This is a genomic window from Paraburkholderia sp. MM5496-R1, assembly GCF_050436205.1.
GTDB lineage: Bacteria > Pseudomonadota > Gammaproteobacteria > Burkholderiales > Burkholderiaceae > Paraburkholderia > Paraburkholderia tuberum.
The window spans coordinates 535,566-551,618 of record NZ_JBNDLT010000001.1 but is presented as its reverse complement, the minus strand read 5'-3'; the positions used below and the strand labels follow the sequence as shown (position 1 = coordinate 551,618).

Here is a 16,053-nt window from a genome sequence, read left to right as displayed (position 1 = left end):
CGGCGAGTGCGAGCTAAACCAGAAGCGACGCCCTGGTCATCTCCCTCGAGGAGCAAAGCGTCGAGGCGAGGCTAGCCGACCACCATCATGATCTAGCAGTGTCCGACCGACCGCATCACAAAGAGGCGTTCGTCCCACACCACGGGTTGCGGCTCGGTCACGGCAATCCGCGTCGCGTCGGGGTGTGCGGGATTGACCAGCACGTTGAACTCTGCACGGACCACGACGGAAGGTACGATCAGGAGCGCGGTACGCGACTCGGTCAGCCAGGCGTCGCCGAACACCCTTGCCACCTGCAGTGCTGGCGCATCCCATCCCCCCGGCAACGATTCGGCCGAATGGCGTTCGACGCGAATATCGTCGGGAACCGCTGCTTCAACCCATCCGTGTGTCTTCGGTACCTTGCCGATGCGCGCATGAACAAGAACCTCGAGCATCGCACCGGCGAAGGTCGACGCGGCGTAGATGACCGGTCGCCCCGGGCTATTGAAGCGGCCGCCCACCAGCATCGCGCCGGTGCCACTCCAGACCGGGTGTCGAGTGTCGGCGATTCGAAACAGCTTCACGCCGGCAACCCGTAAAACAGTTTCCAGAGCAGCTCTTCGACCCGGCGCGCGCCGAGCTCGGTCAGCGCAACATCGAGCGGCGCCCGCCCTTCGAGCTCCGGGTGCGGCGCCGACAGGAATTCCCGCGCGTCCTCTTCGTCGTTCCAGACGTAGGCCGTCGTCGCGACGATCCTGGCCAGCCGCTCAGTCTTTTCCGATTCGTCTGGCGTCAGCCGATCGCGACGCCGCTTATAGGTCGCTTCGGGGATGATGCGGGCAAGTAGCGCACGCCGGGCGTCGGCACCCTGCGTCGCATGTTCGACGCCCGCGCGCAGCGCGGACTTGGGCAGGCCGTCGCGGACAAGTGCCTCGAGTTCCGCGAGCGTGTGCGGGACCTGCCGCAGTTCCATGACCGCGGCCACTGCTTCAGGCGTGATCAGTGACATGCGACTCCCGACCAAAGTATCAGTTGATGCCTAATGATAGCGCAATTGATACCGTCCGCAAACCCATCTTCGATCTAGCGGGCTCCAGCGGGGAGACTGCCGAGGCGGTCTCCTCGACATCGTCCGTGCCTGCGAGAATCGCCCCGGCCTACAGAAATCTTTCATACACGAAACGCTCAAGCAACTAAGCATCCGCTCGCGACAGGATGTCGCACCGGGCACACGGATAAACCATTTATAGTGCACTGCACAAGCCCGTGTGATTGGCAGCTGCGATCTGACGGTCGTGTTATAGTGCACTGCACAATCTCCGTCCGATCGGCAAGTGCGATCTGACGACCGCGTCCGGCGTTGCCGGGTTGCGGACAGACATGCCGCTGAAGGTGAATCGCCACGCCTGTCAGCTACGCCCAGTTTCTGTCTACATCATCAAAATGAGGTCCCTGTGAAATACCTTCCCCGCATCGCCGCGTCTGGAGCACTCCTGGTCGTCGCTCTCGGTATCGTCACCTTCGCCCAGATCAAGTTCGCGCCGCAATCCGCAGACAACAACCCGGTTGCACGGATCGTCCTGAACGTCGAGTCGCAACTGAACGGCTGAGCGACTCCACCGCTGTATGTAGCCCGCGCCCCACAGGCAAAGGCCGGCAAAGAAAACCCGCCAGGCTCCGAAGAGAACTGGCGGGTTTGAGCTACTGATTTCGGATTCACACGCCAGGCGATGGTAACGGAGTTGACGCCTGCTCAGTCTCCTCCAGCGATCAGTCAGCCTCCATGTCCACGGCATCGAACACCTTGGCAGGTCACCAATCGTCAATTCGAGACGCTTCATTGTGGCCTCGTGAGACAGGCAATCGTCCCCCTCGACGTTTCGATCATCAGAAACTTAAAGGAGCGTGTCGCCACACTGATCCAGCGCAAGCCAGCCCTCCCCGCCTTGCGCAAATTGTCACCGCGCAACCTGAAGGCATGGCCGAATCCAGAATTTGTGCAGCAGCCTCCTGCACAAATTGAAACCCCTTCGGCTTGGTAAACATAGGATTGCGAATTAATCTTCGATCATTCCTTTTATGTCAAGTGCAAACGAACCGGGCGGATAAACGAGGTGGAACAGTTCCCTGAATCTCCGGACACCTATCACCTCTTAAAGTCGAGGATAGTCTTGTGACTGGTTTCAAGCCTAGCTAGGGTGAATGGCACTTACTTAAGCCTACATGGAGGAGAAGACGCGGGTAAGTGCTTGAAGAGAAAGGGAGGGGGCTGATCCAGGGATTGATACGATGGTTGTTACCAGGCAAACACCGTCTCATTCCAAAGATCAGCCCCCATGGATCGTAATGCACGAAGTCATCACAGGCAAACACGAAGCAGGGTTCAAAGCCGGGCGTGCAGGGCCCAGGCGGTAGACTACTTCAACATACTGACGAGCCCGGGGCTGTTGGGCATAACGGAAGCGTATTTGCCAGAACATCGGGAACGGCTGTATCCGCCGACGGTGACACTGTCGATGTTCATGCGCCAGGCGCTGGAAGAGGACGCCTCCTGTCAGAAGGCAGTCAACGGGTGGGCGGCGCAGCGAGCTGCCGACGGGCTGCGGCCCATGAGTGTGCGTACGGGAGGCTACTGCCGCGCTCGCCAGAGACTGCCGCTGACGATGGTGCGGGAGTTGGCGCGCGAGACGGGGCGCCAACTGCATGAGCAGGCCGAGGCTGCCTGGAAGTGGCGCGGGCGCCCGGTCAAGCTGGTTGACGGCACCGGGATCTCGATGCCCGATACGCCGTCGAACCAGGCCCGTTTCCCGCAGTCCAGTGCTCAGGCCGAAGGAGTGGGCTTTCCATTGGCCTATCTGGTTGCGGTGATCTGTCTGGCAAGCGGCGCAGTACTGGAGTCGGCGGTCGGAACTTACGCGGGCAAAGGCAGCGGGGAGCTGACGGCGTTTCGCATGCTGCAAGGCACGTTTCGCAAAGGTGACGTGATCGTCGCCGATGCCTTGTACTGCCACTACTTTCTGATGGCCTCAATGATCGCCGCCGGGGTGGACGTCGTGATGGAACAGCATGGGGCACGCCGCACCGACTTTCGGCGAGGCCGGTCCCTGGGCACGCGCGATCACATTGTGACGTGGCCCAAACCCCGGCAGCGTCCCGACTGGATGACGCATGAGCAGTACCAGGCCTTCCCCGATGAACTGATGGTGCGCGAGTCCAGGCTGCATCACCGGGTGCTGGTCACCACGATGCTTGATGCACGCAAGACCAGCAAACAGGACCTCTCGCAGTTGTACGCCAGGCGCTGGAACGTGGAACTGGATCTACGTAACATCAAGACGACGATGGGCATGGATGTGCTGCATTGCCAGACTGCCCACATGAACGAAAAGGAGATCTGGGTCCATCTGCTGGCCTACAACGTGATTCGGCTGCTGATGGCTCAGGCCGCCAGTCACCATGCCACTGACCCGAGAACACTGAGTTTCAAACACACGGTGCAGTTATGGACTGAATGGCTGGCCAGAGGTCTGACGGCAACTCACAACCAGAGTCTCCTGTTCAACCTGATCACGCAGTCTTGCGTTGGGAGTCGCCCCGGTCGCATCGAACCACGAATGCGCAAACGAAGACCGAAGTCCTACCCATGGCTGAAAGAGCCTCGTCACATCGCACGTGAGCGCGTCCAAAAATATGGGCACGCTCCACGGGCTTAAGTAAGTGCCATTCTAGCTAGGGTTTGATTCCACTGGTGCAGCTCATCATCCAAACAACGAGCTCACTCGACCTTCGATAGTGCGATAGAACTCCATCGTTGCGGCGATATCGGCATCGCCCAGATCACGCGACACCAACCACCGATTCAGGTGCGAACCGGGACTACACGCCGACAGGGCGAATCACAAACATGCTCAAGAATATGCAAAATGCGCAAGTTCTTGGACGATCGGTTGGGCTCCCGTTGCCATTCACGAGCCTCGCAGGCATGCGCCCACGTTTTCGCAGTCGAATGCATAGTCTTGACGTGCAGTAGTCCTTATTCATATCAGCATAGTAACAAATCTACGGCTGCAGTACTAACCGGGTGTACGCACTGGCCGCACTCAAGTCCATCCTCGGTGCATCCAGCGCTGTCTGGACGGCCTCGCCGGTGTGCTGGAAATGATCCACCAGACTCGATGCCGGATCCAGCCCTCACGCTCCTATCCAGGGCCACCCAGAAAAGCCAAGCCCCACTTCCATCTCGCGTACAAACTCGCTTCATGCAGTGAGGCTTAAGTTGAGAGCATTGCCCCGCACAGGGGCAATGCTAATAAAGGCTTAAGTTGAGAGCATTGCCCCGCACAGGGGCAATGCTAATAAACCAATAAGAAATCAAGGAAAGGCCAAAGCAGCAGGCGAACAACAAGGAAGAGTCAACTCCGCAGGCGAACAAACCCAGCCTCAATTGGAAGCCGCCGCAGCACCCACACCACCCGCTCCGGCCGTCTTCACAGCCGCTGCTTCCCCCGGATGCTGAATAGCATAAATCTCCCGATTCCGGGCAATCGTCGCCTCACTAGGCGGATAGTCATCCTTAGGCGCCGGCACTAGCCCTTCAGCCTGGGCCTGCTGCAACTGGGCCAGCACTTCAGCCCGCGTCAACCCTGACGAATTAGACTGAGCAAAAGCAGTCGACCCAATCGACAAACCAAGCGCGGCAACAGCAACAGCCAAAGCGGTAAAACGTTTCATGATGTCTCTCCGGATATGTGCAAGAAATGAGTGGCCTGAACCACGCTTCCCATTCTTGTCATTTCAGCTGTCGGAGCACTGACCTTCGGATTACCGTTTTGTTATCTACGCACCGCGCCTGAATCAGAACAGAAAACCCAAACTCCAGATAACAGAACGGTAATCTATCCGACCACCGCCGGTAAGCGCCACCCCCACACACTCCTGACTCACGAAGAAGCCCGCGTCCCGCGCCGCCAGGCGTTGAAACAAACCGTGCGCTTCCCTCTGCCTCTTTTCAGGAAACCGTCATGTGGATCGTCAAGCTCGCGCTGCGCCGCCCATATACATTCGTGGTTCTTGCGGTGTTGATTTTTATCGTCGGCCCGCTCGCGATACTGCGTACACCCACCGATATCTTTCCGAACATCGACATCCCGGTGGTCAGCATCGTCTGGACGTATAACGGCTTTTCCGCACAGGACATGGCCAACCGCATCACGTCGAACTACGAGCGCGCGCTGACCTCCGACGTCGACGATATCGAGCATATCGAGTCGCAATCGCTGAACGGCGTCTCGGTAGTGAAGATCTTTTTTCACCCGGGCGCTGACATCAATCGCGCGATTGCCGAGGCGGCCTCCAATTCGGCTTCGATCCTGCGCGTGCTGCCGCCCGGCACGTTGCCGCCGAACATCATCACGTACAACGCGTCGACGGTGCCAATCCTGCAACTTGGGCTCTCCAGCGACACGCTGTCCGAACAGCAGCTCTATGATCTCGGCAACAGCCAGATCCGCACGCAACTGGCGACGGTGCAAGGCGCGTCGGTGCCGCTGCCGTTCGGCGGCAAGGTGCGGCAGATCATGGTCGATATCGATCCGCGCGCGCTGCAGGCAAAAGGCCTGTCACCACTCGACGTGGTCAACGCCGTCAACGCGCAGAACCTGATTCTTCCGGGCGGCACCGCCAAAATCGGCACGAAGGAATACAACGTGCAGATGAATGGCAGCACTGACACGGTGGCCGCGCTGAACGACCTGCCGATCAAGACGGTAGCCGGCGGCGTGGTGTATGTGCGCGACGTTGCCCATGTGCGCGACGGCTATGCGCCGCAAACCAACATCGTGCGCAGCGACGGCAAACGCGCGGCGCTCCTCACCATCGAGAAGTCCGGCAGCGCGTCGACGCTCACCATCATCCAGCAGGTCAAGGCGATGCTGCCGCATATCGCGGCTGGCTTGCCTAGCGCGCTGCACATCACCGCGCTGTCGGATCAATCGGTGTTCGTGAAGTCGGCGGTGGTGGGCGTGGCGCGCGAGGCCGTGATCGCCGCCGCGTTGACCGCGTTGATGATCCTGCTCTTTCTCGGCAGTTTGCGCGCCACGCTGATCATCGCGGTGTCGATTCCGCTCGCGGTGCTGACCTCCCTGATCGCGCTGTCCGCGCTCGGACAGACCATCAATATCATGACGCTCGGCGGGCTCGCACTCGCGGTGGGGATTCTCGTCGACGATGCCACGGTCGCTATTGAAAACATTACGCATCATCTGGAAAACGGCGAGCCGCTGCACGACGCGATCCTAAACGGCTCCGGCGAAATCGCCGTGCCGACTTTCGTTTCGACACTGTCTATCTGCATCGTATTTGTGCCCATGTTCCTGCTTTCCGGCGTTGCGCGTTACCTGTTCGTGCCGCTCGCCGAAGCGGTGGTGTTCGCGATGATCGCGTCGTACTTCTTCTCGCGCACGCTGGTGCCGACGCTCGCGATGTACCTCATGCGCGCACGCAGCAACGCGCCGGTGACGGGCAATGGACCGATTGCGCGCCTGATCCGCTTCCAGGCCGCCTTCGAGCATCGCTTCGAGATGCTGCGCGAACGCTATCGCGGCGTACTCGGCTCGGCGGCAGCGAGTCCGCGGCGCTTCATCGCGATCTTTCTGCTGCTTTGCATCGGCTCGCTCGCGCTCGTGCCGTTTGCGGGGCGCGACTTTTTCCCCGCCGTCGATACCGGCGAAATTCGCCTGCATTTGCGTGCACCGACTGGCACGCGCATCGAAGACACCGCGCGCATCACCGATGAAGTCGAAGCCCGCGTGCGCAGCGTGATCCCGAAGCAGGAACTCGCGGCCATGCTCGACAACATTGGTGTGCCGGTGAGCGGCATCAACCTGACCTACGATTCCTCCGACCCGATCGGTCCGGAAGACGCCGACGTGATGATCACACTCGCGGCGAAGCACAAACCGACCGCTCAATATGTGGCGACGCTACGCACGACGCTCGCCAGGGATTTTCCGGGTGTCATGGTCGCCTTTCTGCCCGCGGACATCGTCAGCCAGATTCTGAATTTCGGGCTGCCCGCGCCGATCGATATCCAGATTGTCGGCAACAAGCTCGATGCCAACCGCGCCGTGGCGAACCGCCTGCTCGCGCAACTGCGCGGCGTGCGCGGCCTCGTCGATGCACGCATCCAGCAACCGGGCGACGAACCCGCGATCAATGTGAATGTCGACCGTACCCGGGCAATTCAGGCCGGCCTGTTGCAACGCGACGTGTCGCAGAACCTGCTGATCGCGTTGTCCGGCAGTTCGCAGACCACACCGAATTTCTGGCTCGATCCGCACAACGGCGTGAGCTATCCGCTGATGGCGATGATGCCGCAGTACGACATCAACTCGTTGCAGGCGCTCGCCAATATTCCGGTCGCGCAAACCGGAGGCACCGGGTCCGGCATGATGACCACGGCCGCAAACACGGGCGGTCCGGCGCCGCAAAACCTGCTCGGCGCGTTGAGCACGCTGACGCGCGGCACTCAGCAAGCCGTCGTCTCGCACTACAACGTGCAGCCGGTGCTCGACATTTTCGCGTCGGCGCAAGGACGCGATCTCGGCGGCGTGGCGGCCGACGTGACCCGGCTCGTCGATCAGATCCGGCCGCAATTGCCGCCGGGCGCGTCGATCGTCATGCGCTGCCAGGTGCAGGCGATGCACGATTCGTTCAGCGGACTCGCGAGCGGCCTCGTGTTCGCCATCGGCCTCGTCTATCTATTGATGGTCGTCAATTTTCAGTCCTGGCTCGACCCGTTCATCATCATCAGCGGCTTGCCGGGCTCGCTCGCGGGCATCGCGTGGATGCTGTTCAGCGCCGGCACCCGCCTGAGCGTGCCGGCGCTGACCGGCACCATTCTGTGCATCGGCATTGCCACGGCCAACAGCATTCTCGTCATCAACACCGCGCGTGAATTTCACCATGGCGGCAAGCCGCCGCTGCGGGCCGCGCTCGAGGCCGGCTTCAGTCGCTTCCGTCCGGTGCTGATGACCGCCCTCGCCATGCTGATCGGCATGCTGCCGATGGCGCTCGGCCTCGGCGACGGCGGCGAACAGAATGCGCCGCTCGGGCGCGCCGTGATCGGCGGCCTCGCGCTCGGCACGGTGTCGACCTTGCTGTTCGTCCCGGTCGTCTACGGGATGGTGCATGCATGGCTCGACAAACGCCGCGCGGCGCGCACCGACATACAAGAATCCGGCGTTCCCGCCCGCACTCATTGACTCCGACGAGACCTTGCCCATGAACGATTCATCCCTTCCGCCCGAGCTTGGCGAGCGGTCCAAAGCGTTCGCCGAGACCGCCGACACCGCGCGTTTGCATAGCGACAACGAAACCCGGCATGCCACGGCGGCAGCGCCCGCCAGCACGAAGCCGCGCCGCCGCCTCTGGCCGCTTGCGTTGACCGGACTTGCCGCGGCGTTGCTGATCGTCGGCATCGTGCCGCGCCTGCATGCCAGTGCCGCGCTGACGCAACAGACGCAGGCGCAAAGCGTGCTCAGCGTGTCGGTCGTCACACCGCGCGCCGCGCCGGCCGTCCAGGAACTGTTGCTGCCGGGCGCGGTTACGCCGTTCGCGGAAGCGTCGATCTATGCGCGCACGAGTGGTTATCTGGCGCACTGGAACACCGACATCGGTGCACGGGTGAAAAGCGGTCAGACGCTCGCGACAATCGAAGCCCCCGAACTGGATGCGCAATTGCGCCAGGCCCACGCCGACGAAGCCACGGCGCAGGCCAATTTCGACTACGCGAAGACCACCGCGCAGCGCTGGCAGGAGATGCTGAAGACCCAATCGGTCGCGCAGCAGGACGCCGACACCAAGGTCAGCGACATGGAAGCGCGCCGTGCGATGCTGGCGTCGGCGCAGGCCAATGTCGCGCATCTCGCCGAACTGGTCTCATACGAGAAGATCACCGCGCCGTTCGACGGCGTGATCACTGCGCGCAACGTCGACGTCGGCGCACTGGTGACGGCGGGCGGCACGCCCGGCACCGCGGGCATGTCGGGCGAACTGTTCCATATCCAGCAGAACGGCGTGCTGCGGGTCTTCGTCGACGTGCCGCAGAACGACGCGCCCTATATCACGCCGGATACCGGCGTGTATCTGACCGCCCAGCAGTATCCGGGGCGCCGCATCGCGTCAAAGGTGGCGCGCAGCGCCGGCTCGATCGATCCGTCGAGCCGCACGTTGCGCGTCGAGGTCGACGTCGACAACAAGGATGGCGCGCTGATGCCCGGCGCTTACACGCAGGTGCATCTGCAATTGCACTCGACCACGCCGGCGCTCGACCTACCTGTCAGCGCCTTGCTGTTCCGGCCGGACGGCGTGACGGTCGCCGTGGTCGATAGCAACGGCCGTGCGCTGCTCAAGACCGTGCATATCGGCCGCGATTTCGGCACGCACGTCGAAATCACGACAGGCCTCGCCGCCACCGACCGCGTGATCGACAACCCCGGCGATCCGCTGAACACCGGCCAGATCGTGCAGATCGCGCCGGCCATGCCTGGCTAAGTGCATCGTCACAGAAAGGATTCACTGATGGTTTCTCTGTCTCTTTCACGGCCGGTGCAGCGCCGGCCTGATCATCAGCGGACGTCGGCAAAACGCCGGCTTTTTAGTGCCGGCGTCGCCTATGTATTGGGGCATCAGTCCTGCGCGGTCGGATTCCGGCGGCCTTCGAGATATTGTCTGCGCCAGTCGAAGACCTGATTGGCGGTCTGTTGGGGACTCTTAATTTCCGCTCTCGGTTTGCTGTGCGGAGAGTTGCGTAGCGCGCCATGCAGCTGATATAAAGTCATTTGTCCCACAACTTCGTATCAGCGCAACGGGGATTACAGTTGGCGCGGAAGTAGATCGAAAACTGTGTCTGCCGGAGCAAGGCGATGCACCGCTAGAATCTCTTCACCGGAATCACTCCGGAGCGATCGGGCGTCCCGCACTCCAGCGACGTCACAACGACGTTGAGCGGAGGGCAATTCGATGAAGGACGATCGGCAAACCGAAGTGGAAAGCGGCACCCTGCACACGCACGACCCTGAGCTTCAACTCGTGGAACTGCTTGTCGAACTCTGGCAGGCGCAGCAGGCGTCACCGGACAAACCATGGTCGCTCGCGAAGCTCAGCAAACGTTCGCAATTACCGATGAGCACGCTCAGGCGCTTGCTGACGGAACTGGGTACGGCGGGCCTCGTCGATGTAACGATTCACCCCGACGGCACCGGCTCCGCGACGCTGACCACGCAGGGCCTCGATCTATGCACCGAACTCTTACCCGCGTGAATGGCTGCCGACGCCGGCGAGCACGGCTTCATTGAGGCCGGTCTGCGGCCGCGCCCCATCAGCCTCCTGTGACAGGAGGAAAGAACGCCACTTCGCAACCGTCGTTGAGCAAGCAGGCATCCGAACCCATGACGCGGTCAACTGCGACACGCACCGGCCGCCCGCCCGCAAACGTGGTTGCTTCCGCCTCGCCGCGCGCGGCCAGTTGCCGGCGAAGATCCGCTACGGTAGTGCCCCTGTTCGCGATGTCGACTTCTTCGACGGCGATACCCAACATTTCCCGCACGCCGGCGAAATATCTGACGGTGACTTTCATCGTTTGTCCTGATGCCCGGTTGCGGGCCTGTCTGGATGGTGAGTGAAGCCGTGGCAATTGTGATTCGCATCCGGTCAGCCGCCGACGAGCGACATACGCACCGTCGGGTAGTGCTTTTTCCCCGGCATGGCTCGCTTTTCTTCGCGCAGTTCCGAGTAGCGGTCGCGGCGGCGAGCCCAGACTTCGCGGATCTCGCCGGCGAGGTCGCCGGCGCCGCAGCCGCGGTCCAGCAGCCGTCGCAGATCGAACGATTCGGTGGCGAACAGGCACAGGTACAGCTTGCCGTCCACCGCGACGCGCGCTCGCGTGCAATCCCCGCAAAACGGCTGAGACACGCTCGAAATGAAGCCGACCTTGCCGCCGCCGTCAGCGTAACGGTAGGTCGCGGCAGTATCGCTGCCGCGCGCCGCGGCACGGGGGACGAGCGGGAAGGTCTGCTCGATTTCGCGGCGGGCGTCGGCGGAGGTGAATACGTTGCCCTGCGTCCACGACGCGGCGCCGCCGACGTCCATGAATTCGATAAAGCGCACGGTCACGCCGCTAAACCGGAAATGGCGGGCTATCGGCACGATCTGATGTTCATTGACGCCGCACTCGACGACCGTATTGACCTTCACCGGTGCAAGCCCGACGGCGCACGCTGCTTCGATGCCTTCGAGCACGCGCGCAACGGGAAAATCGACGTCGTTCATGCCCCTGAACAGACGGTCGTCGAGACTGTCGAGGCTGACGGTCACACGCCCGAGTCCGGCCACTTTCAGCGCGCGCGCTTTCGCGGCGAGAAGCGACCCGTTTGTCGTCAGTGCAAGTTCCACGGGGCGGCCATCGCGTGTCGTCATTGCGGCAAGCCTTTCGATCAGGCGTTCGAGGTTCTTGCGCAACAGCGGTTCGCCACCGGTCAGGCGGATCTTTTCGACGCCGAGGTGCACGAAGGCGCCGGCGACCGTGGTGAGTTGCTCGAATGAGAGCCGGGCAGACGAACTGAGGAACGAATAGTCTTTCGTGAACACCTCCTTCGGCATGCAGTATGTGCAGCGGAAGTTGCACTGGTCGATCACCGACAGCCGCAGGTCCTTCAGCGGACGGCCGAGCGCATCGATGCATTCGATGTCGGGCCATGCGGCGGCGCCCGCATCGGTGCGTGAAAGCGGCGAGCGAATCGCGACGGTGTTAGTCTCAGGCAAGCAAACGGTGCTCACGACGATCTCCCTTAAACAAGGCGCGGGCGACGCGGGGAACATCCGTGTCCGCGTCCAGCATAGTGTCAGGATAAGGCCGCGCGGCGCGAGACCTGCATACAGTAGGGTGCCGTTTGAAGGGGTACAGTTCGCGCGCCCGATCCGGCGCGTGCGTCATGCGCAGTCCCGCAGTCCGGCATCGGCCTGCAAAGCGTTGCGTCCTGCCGGTGCGTGTCTGCGCCCGGCGACCTCAGACTGGCTGCGCGCCCGGCCTGCTGGCTGACGATCTGATGGATCGACGCCGGCCCCGCCGAGAACGTATGGATACGGCTCGCGATGTAGACGCGCCGGAGCCGGTACTGGGTCTCGCCGACGGCCTGCCGGATACGCTGCGCGTTTCGCTCGAAGCGTTGGGCCCAGCATTGCATTGAACATTGAACGAAGAGGAGCTTTCGGGACCGCTACAAGCGTAACATCCGCTGCGCGCTCAGGCAGCCTCGCGCATACACGCAGCCGCAAGCTTGCCGAGCTTCACCACAGCGCCTTCGATTTGCGGCGACCACGCGTAGCTGTAATTGAGTCGAATAAAGTTGCTGTAGCTGTTGGAAGTCGAAAACATATACCCCGGCCCGATCGTGATGCCGTTTTCCAGCGCGAGCTGATACAGCCTCATCGAGTCGATCTGCGGCGGCAACTCGACCCACAGCACGTAGCCGCCAGCAGGATGCGACGTTCTCGTCCCTTCTGGAAAGAACCGGTTGACGACCGCACGCATCAGGTTCGCCTGCTGCGTGAAGACCTTGCGGACTCTGCGCAGATGGTGTTCGTAGCCGTCGTTCTCCAGATACTCGGCGATCGCCAGTTGTGGAATCGACGGCGTAGTGAGCGTGTTGAGAAACTTCAGCTTCTCGACCTGCTGGCGGTAACGCCCCGGTAGCGCCCAGCCGATCCGGAATGCCGGCGTCAGGCTCTTCGAAAACGACGCGCAGTGCAGCACCAGCCCTTTCGTGTCGTAAGCCTTTAGCGCGCCGGGATGCGCGTCGCCGAAATACAGTTCGTGATAGACGTCGTTTTCGATAATCGGCACACCGTGGCGCGTCATCAGCTCGACCAGTTCGCGCTTCTTTTCGTCCGGCATCTGGAAGCCGAGCGGATTCTGGAAGTTCGGCATCACCATGCAGGCGGCGATCCGTTGCTTCTCCATGATCCGCGCCAGCGCGCCGACGTCGATACCAGTGCGCGGGTCCGTCGCGACTTCGATCGCGCGCATCCCCATCCGCTCGATCGCGTGCAGCATCGCGTAGAAAGTCGGCGATTCGACGGCCACCGTTTCGCCCGGTTTGCCGACCGCCTGCAGGCACAGATTGATGGCCTCCGTCGCGCCGACAGTCACAACGATTTCGTTCGGGTCGATCGACGCCCCGTTCTCAAGATAGCGCCGGGCGATCTGCCGGATCAGCTCAGGATCGCCTGGCGGCAATTCGGACGTCACGCCCCATTGGGTCTGGCGGCGCGCGATCGCGTAAGCGTAGCGATTGATCTTATGAAACGGGAACAGCGATGGGTCCGGATACGGCGAACCGAGCGGAATCGCGTCGTCGGCGCCGATCGAGCGCAAGGTCGACAGCACGAGGCGGCTTACGTCCACCCGTGCAGAAACCGCAAGCGGCGTCGACGCATTCAGTTCGAGCGCGGCACCGCGGTGCGTGCCGCTCGCATCGGAGCGCACGAAATAGCCGGACTGCGGACGGCTCTCGATGACGCCCTTGCTCTCTAGCAGCAGATACGCGCGGATGACCGTGGTGATGCTCAGCCGGTGATGCCGGCCCGTTTGCCGGACCGATGGAATGCGCTCGCCGGTCCGGAGGACACCACTGTGAATCTGCTCTTCGATGTCTTTCGCCAACTTTTCGTATAGCTTCACCTCTCCCCCGATCGTCGAACGCAGTTTGCCCGTCGCGGCCCGCGCGCCGTTTTCGCGCACAGTGTCATGGATTCGTCTGCGGCGTTAAAGCTGTACTCTTTCTAACCCTGCCGATGTGTGCGTTCAGCGCATGACTGAACGCTTTTAATCAACCCAAAAGCCTTCTGCCAAATGTGATCGAATTCATTGCTTGCCGTGAAAGACGGTGGGGTCATCAGCCTACTTCCGTTGAGTGACCACTGTTGGGGACTCTTACAGTAATGTCCGCTCTGGGTTTGCTATGCGGAGAGTTGGGTAGTGCGCCATGCAGCTGACCTAAAGTCACTTTCCCACAACTATCTCAAGTTGTAGAACGCCGACTTGCCCGGGTAGCTGGAGCTATCGCCGAGATCTTCCTCGATACGCAGCAGCTGGTTGTACTTCGAGATACGGTCGCTACGCGACAGCGAGCATCGCCTGCGCTTTTTGCAGCGCCGGCTTCAGCTCTTCCGGCTTGAACACGCGAATCGCCTTGCAGCCGAGACCTTCGGCGACGGCGACGTGATCGACGCCATAGCCGTTCATCTCCGGCGAGTTGATGTTCTCGAAGCCGAGCTGCACGCAGAAGTCCATGTCGAACGCGCGCTGCGCCTGGCGAATCAGCCCGAGGTACGAGTTGTTCACGACGACATGCACGTACGGCAGCTTGAATTGCGCGCCGGCCGCGAGCTCCTCGATCATGAACTGGAAGTCGTAGTCGCCTGAGAGAGCAGGTCGCACTACTTCCCGAATGCGTCGATGACTACATTGGACAGGACAACCCCGTCAGGGTCATCAATGCCTTTGTCGACGAACTGGACCTTGCGGAACTTGGTTTCAATGGCATCATGCCGGCGCTCACGGGCCGCCCGTCCTATCATCCTGGCGCGATGCTCAGGATCTATATCTACGGGTATCTGAACCGTGTGCCTTCGAGTCGGCGTCTCGAGCGCGAATGCCAGCGTAATGTCGAACTGATGTGGCTGACAGGACGTCTGGCACCAGACTTCAAGACGATCGCCGACTTTCGCCGCGACAACGGCCCAGCCATTCGCAACGTATGCCGACGTTTCGTCGAACTGTGTCGTGGACTGAAGCTGCTGTCCAGTGACATGGTGGCGATCGACGGCAGCAAGTTCAAGGCTGTGAACAGCCGTGACAGGAACTACACGGCCGGCAAGATCGACAAGCGTCAGCAGCAGATTGAGGAAAGTGTTCAGCGATATCTTGACCTGATTGAAACCGCAGACCGGACCAGCCGGACAGGTTTCGACGTGAAGACCGTGCGCCTGTACGAGAAGATCGCTCTGTTGCGCCAGCGGATGCGTGAGCTCGAGCAAATCAAAGCGCAGCGCTGAAGAAAGAACCGGACGGACAGCTGTCGCTTACCGACCCGGATTCTCGTTCCATGACCAGCAGTGGCAAACGAACCGGAACGGTCGGCTACAACGTTCAGGCCGCCGTGGACACGAAACATCACCTGATTGTTGAGCACGAGGTAACGAATACCGGAAGCGATCACGGGCAACTCAGCAGGATGGCTTTATCGACGAAGAACGCAATGGGCAAGCCGAAGCTAAAGGCATTGGCCGATCGAGGTTACTTCAGTGGTCCAGATATCCGTGCGTGCGAACTGGCAGGGGTCAAAGCGTATGTCCCGAAACCACTGACTTCGGCATCAAGGATGAAGGGCCTCTTTACCAAGCGAGACTTTGTCTACATCGCGAAGAGCGATGAATATCGATGCCCCGCTGGCGAGCGTGCAATTCGTCGATTCACGACTGTTGAGCATGACATGACTCTGCAGGTCTAACTGGCCCAGTGCCTGCCCGCGCTGCCATCTCAGGGAGAGATGTTCTCCCAGCGACTATCGTCGCATTCGACGATGGGAACACGAACACGTACTGGAAGCCATGCAGCATCGGCTTGAGCGGAAACCGGATGCAATGACCATCCGCAGAAGTACCGTTGAGCATGTATTCGGTACACTCAAGCACTGGATGGGTGCCACGCACTTCCTGACCCGCACGCTTGGAAGAGTGAGCACTGAAATGAGTCTTCAGGTACTGGCCTACAACCTGAAGCGGGTCATGAATATACTTGGCGTTGCCGGGGCGATAAAGGCGATGAGGACGGCTGAAAGCTAAGGCCCCGAGGGGCTTCTTTGCGCTTGAGACGTTACGTTAGCGCGAACCCGATCTACCAATCCCTATTAACCGGACGCGTGAACTGGCCTTCGGCGATAAGAAATCTGTTTTCGCACGCCCTCGGCCGATTTGGGACCCGCAGGCAAGATTCGACGCGGTCGGTCAAGC

11 protein-coding genes and 3 pseudogenes are annotated in these 16,053 nt (G+C 61.2%); 6 read left to right on the top strand and 8 right to left on the bottom strand.

Features of this window, described 5'->3' with window-relative positions; translation table 11 throughout:
* Window positions 1-92 precede the first annotated feature (92 nt).
* On the bottom strand, window positions 93-566 hold the full coding sequence (locus tag OKW38_RS02805) for an RES family NAD+ phosphorylase (RefSeq protein WP_429359879.1): 474 nt from the start codon (window positions 564-566) through the stop codon (window positions 93-95).
* Entirely contained in the window at window positions 563-991 is a 429-nt protein-coding gene (locus OKW38_RS02800) for an antitoxin Xre/MbcA/ParS toxin-binding domain-containing protein (protein WP_429332124.1), read from the bottom strand. Before OKW38_RS02800 ends, OKW38_RS02805 begins: the two co-directional genes overlap by 4 nt.
* Before the next feature lie 445 nt (window positions 992-1,436).
* Here OKW38_RS02800 and OKW38_RS02795 point away from each other — a divergent pair, with 445 nt between their 5' ends.
* Both OKW38_RS02795 and OKW38_RS02790 read left to right on the top strand, forming a co-directional pair.
* Window positions 1,437-1,592, top strand: a complete 156-nt coding sequence (locus OKW38_RS02795) for a hypothetical protein (protein WP_158608233.1) — start codon at window positions 1,437-1,439, stop codon at window positions 1,590-1,592.
* Between the two features lie 726 nt (window positions 1,593-2,318).
* A complete protein-coding gene (locus tag OKW38_RS02790; protein ID WP_090812824.1) occupies window positions 2,319-3,695 on the top strand; it encodes an IS4 family transposase in 1,377 nt (458 codons plus the stop codon).
* 727 nt (window positions 3,696-4,422) lie between these two features.
* On the opposite strand, the gene OKW38_RS02785 is transcribed toward OKW38_RS02790, so the two are convergent.
* A complete protein-coding gene (locus tag OKW38_RS02785; protein WP_429332126.1) occupies window positions 4,423-4,713 on the bottom strand; it encodes a DUF4148 domain-containing protein in 291 nt (96 codons plus the stop codon).
* 290 nt (window positions 4,714-5,003) lie between these two features.
* Between OKW38_RS02785 and OKW38_RS02780 the strand changes: the two genes are divergently transcribed.
* From OKW38_RS02780 to OKW38_RS02770, 3 genes are all read left to right on the top strand, one after another.
* Window positions 5,004-8,243 (top strand): efflux RND transporter permease subunit, encoded by a 3,240-nt coding sequence (locus OKW38_RS02780; RefSeq protein WP_429359877.1) that lies wholly within the window; start codon window positions 5,004-5,006, stop codon window positions 8,241-8,243.
* Between the two features lie 19 nt (window positions 8,244-8,262).
* A complete protein-coding gene (locus OKW38_RS02775; RefSeq protein WP_429359875.1) occupies window positions 8,263-9,534 on the top strand; it encodes an efflux RND transporter periplasmic adaptor subunit in 1,272 nt (423 codons plus the stop codon).
* Between the two features lie 468 nt (window positions 9,535-10,002).
* A complete protein-coding gene (locus OKW38_RS02770) occupies window positions 10,003-10,302 on the top strand; it encodes a transcriptional regulator (protein ID WP_429332129.1) in 300 nt (99 codons plus the stop codon).
* Window positions 10,303-10,360: 58 nt separating this feature from the next.
* On the opposite strand, the gene moaD is transcribed toward OKW38_RS02770, so the two are convergent.
* From moaD to OKW38_RS02745, 5 genes and pseudogenes are all read right to left on the bottom strand, one after another.
* Entirely contained in the window at window positions 10,361-10,618 is a 258-nt protein-coding gene (gene moaD / locus OKW38_RS02765; protein WP_429332130.1) for a molybdopterin converting factor subunit 1, read from the bottom strand.
* Between the two features lie 74 nt (window positions 10,619-10,692).
* The gene (gene moaA / locus OKW38_RS02760; protein ID WP_429332817.1) at window positions 10,693-11,778 is read right to left on the bottom strand and encodes a GTP 3',8-cyclase MoaA; all 1,086 of its coding nucleotides are present in this window, start codon (window positions 11,776-11,778) and stop codon (window positions 10,693-10,695) included.
* A 505-nt stretch (window positions 11,779-12,283) separates the two neighbouring features.
* Window positions 12,284-13,720, bottom strand: coding sequence for a PLP-dependent aminotransferase family protein (locus tag OKW38_RS02755; protein ID WP_429359873.1), 1,437 nt, complete (start codon window positions 13,718-13,720; stop codon window positions 12,284-12,286).
* A gap of 335 nt (window positions 13,721-14,055) precedes the next feature.
* Window positions 14,056-14,169: pseudogene (locus tag OKW38_RS02750) on the bottom strand (hypothetical protein); the annotation flags it as partial.
* A pseudogene (locus OKW38_RS02745) lies at window positions 14,165-14,470 on the bottom strand (thiamine pyrophosphate-dependent enzyme); the annotation flags it as partial. The pseudogenes OKW38_RS02745 and OKW38_RS02750, both read right to left, overlap by 5 nt.
* Here OKW38_RS02745 and OKW38_RS02740 point away from each other — a divergent pair.
* Window positions 14,461-15,885: pseudogene (locus OKW38_RS02740) on the top strand (IS1182 family transposase). The pseudogenes OKW38_RS02745 and OKW38_RS02740 overlap by 10 nt on opposite strands.
* Window positions 15,886-16,053: the final 168 nt, after the last annotated feature.

What these genes read in the sequence shown, in the direction of transcription:
- moaD (WP_429332130.1), bottom strand. Translation starts at nt 10,618, where the DNA reads ATGAAAGTCACCGTCAGATATTTCGCCGGCGTGCGGGAAATGTTGGGT.
- OKW38_RS02775 (WP_429359875.1), top strand. Translation starts at nt 8,263, where the DNA reads ATGAACGATTCATCCCTTCCGCCCGAGCTTGGCGAGCGGTCCAAAGCG.
- OKW38_RS02785 (WP_429332126.1), bottom strand. Translation starts at nt 4,713, where the DNA reads ATGAAACGTTTTACCGCTTTGGCTGTTGCTGTTGCCGCGCTTGGTTTG.
- OKW38_RS02800 (WP_429332124.1), bottom strand. Translation starts at nt 991, where the DNA reads ATGTCACTGATCACGCCTGAAGCAGTGGCCGCGGTCATGGAACTGCGG.
- OKW38_RS02770 (WP_429332129.1), top strand. Translation starts at nt 10,003, where the DNA reads ATGAAGGACGATCGGCAAACCGAAGTGGAAAGCGGCACCCTGCACACG.
- OKW38_RS02790 (WP_090812824.1), top strand. Translation starts at nt 2,319, where the DNA reads ATGGATCGTAATGCACGAAGTCATCACAGGCAAACACGAAGCAGGGTT.
- OKW38_RS02780 (WP_429359877.1), top strand. Translation starts at nt 5,004, where the DNA reads ATGTGGATCGTCAAGCTCGCGCTGCGCCGCCCATATACATTCGTGGTT.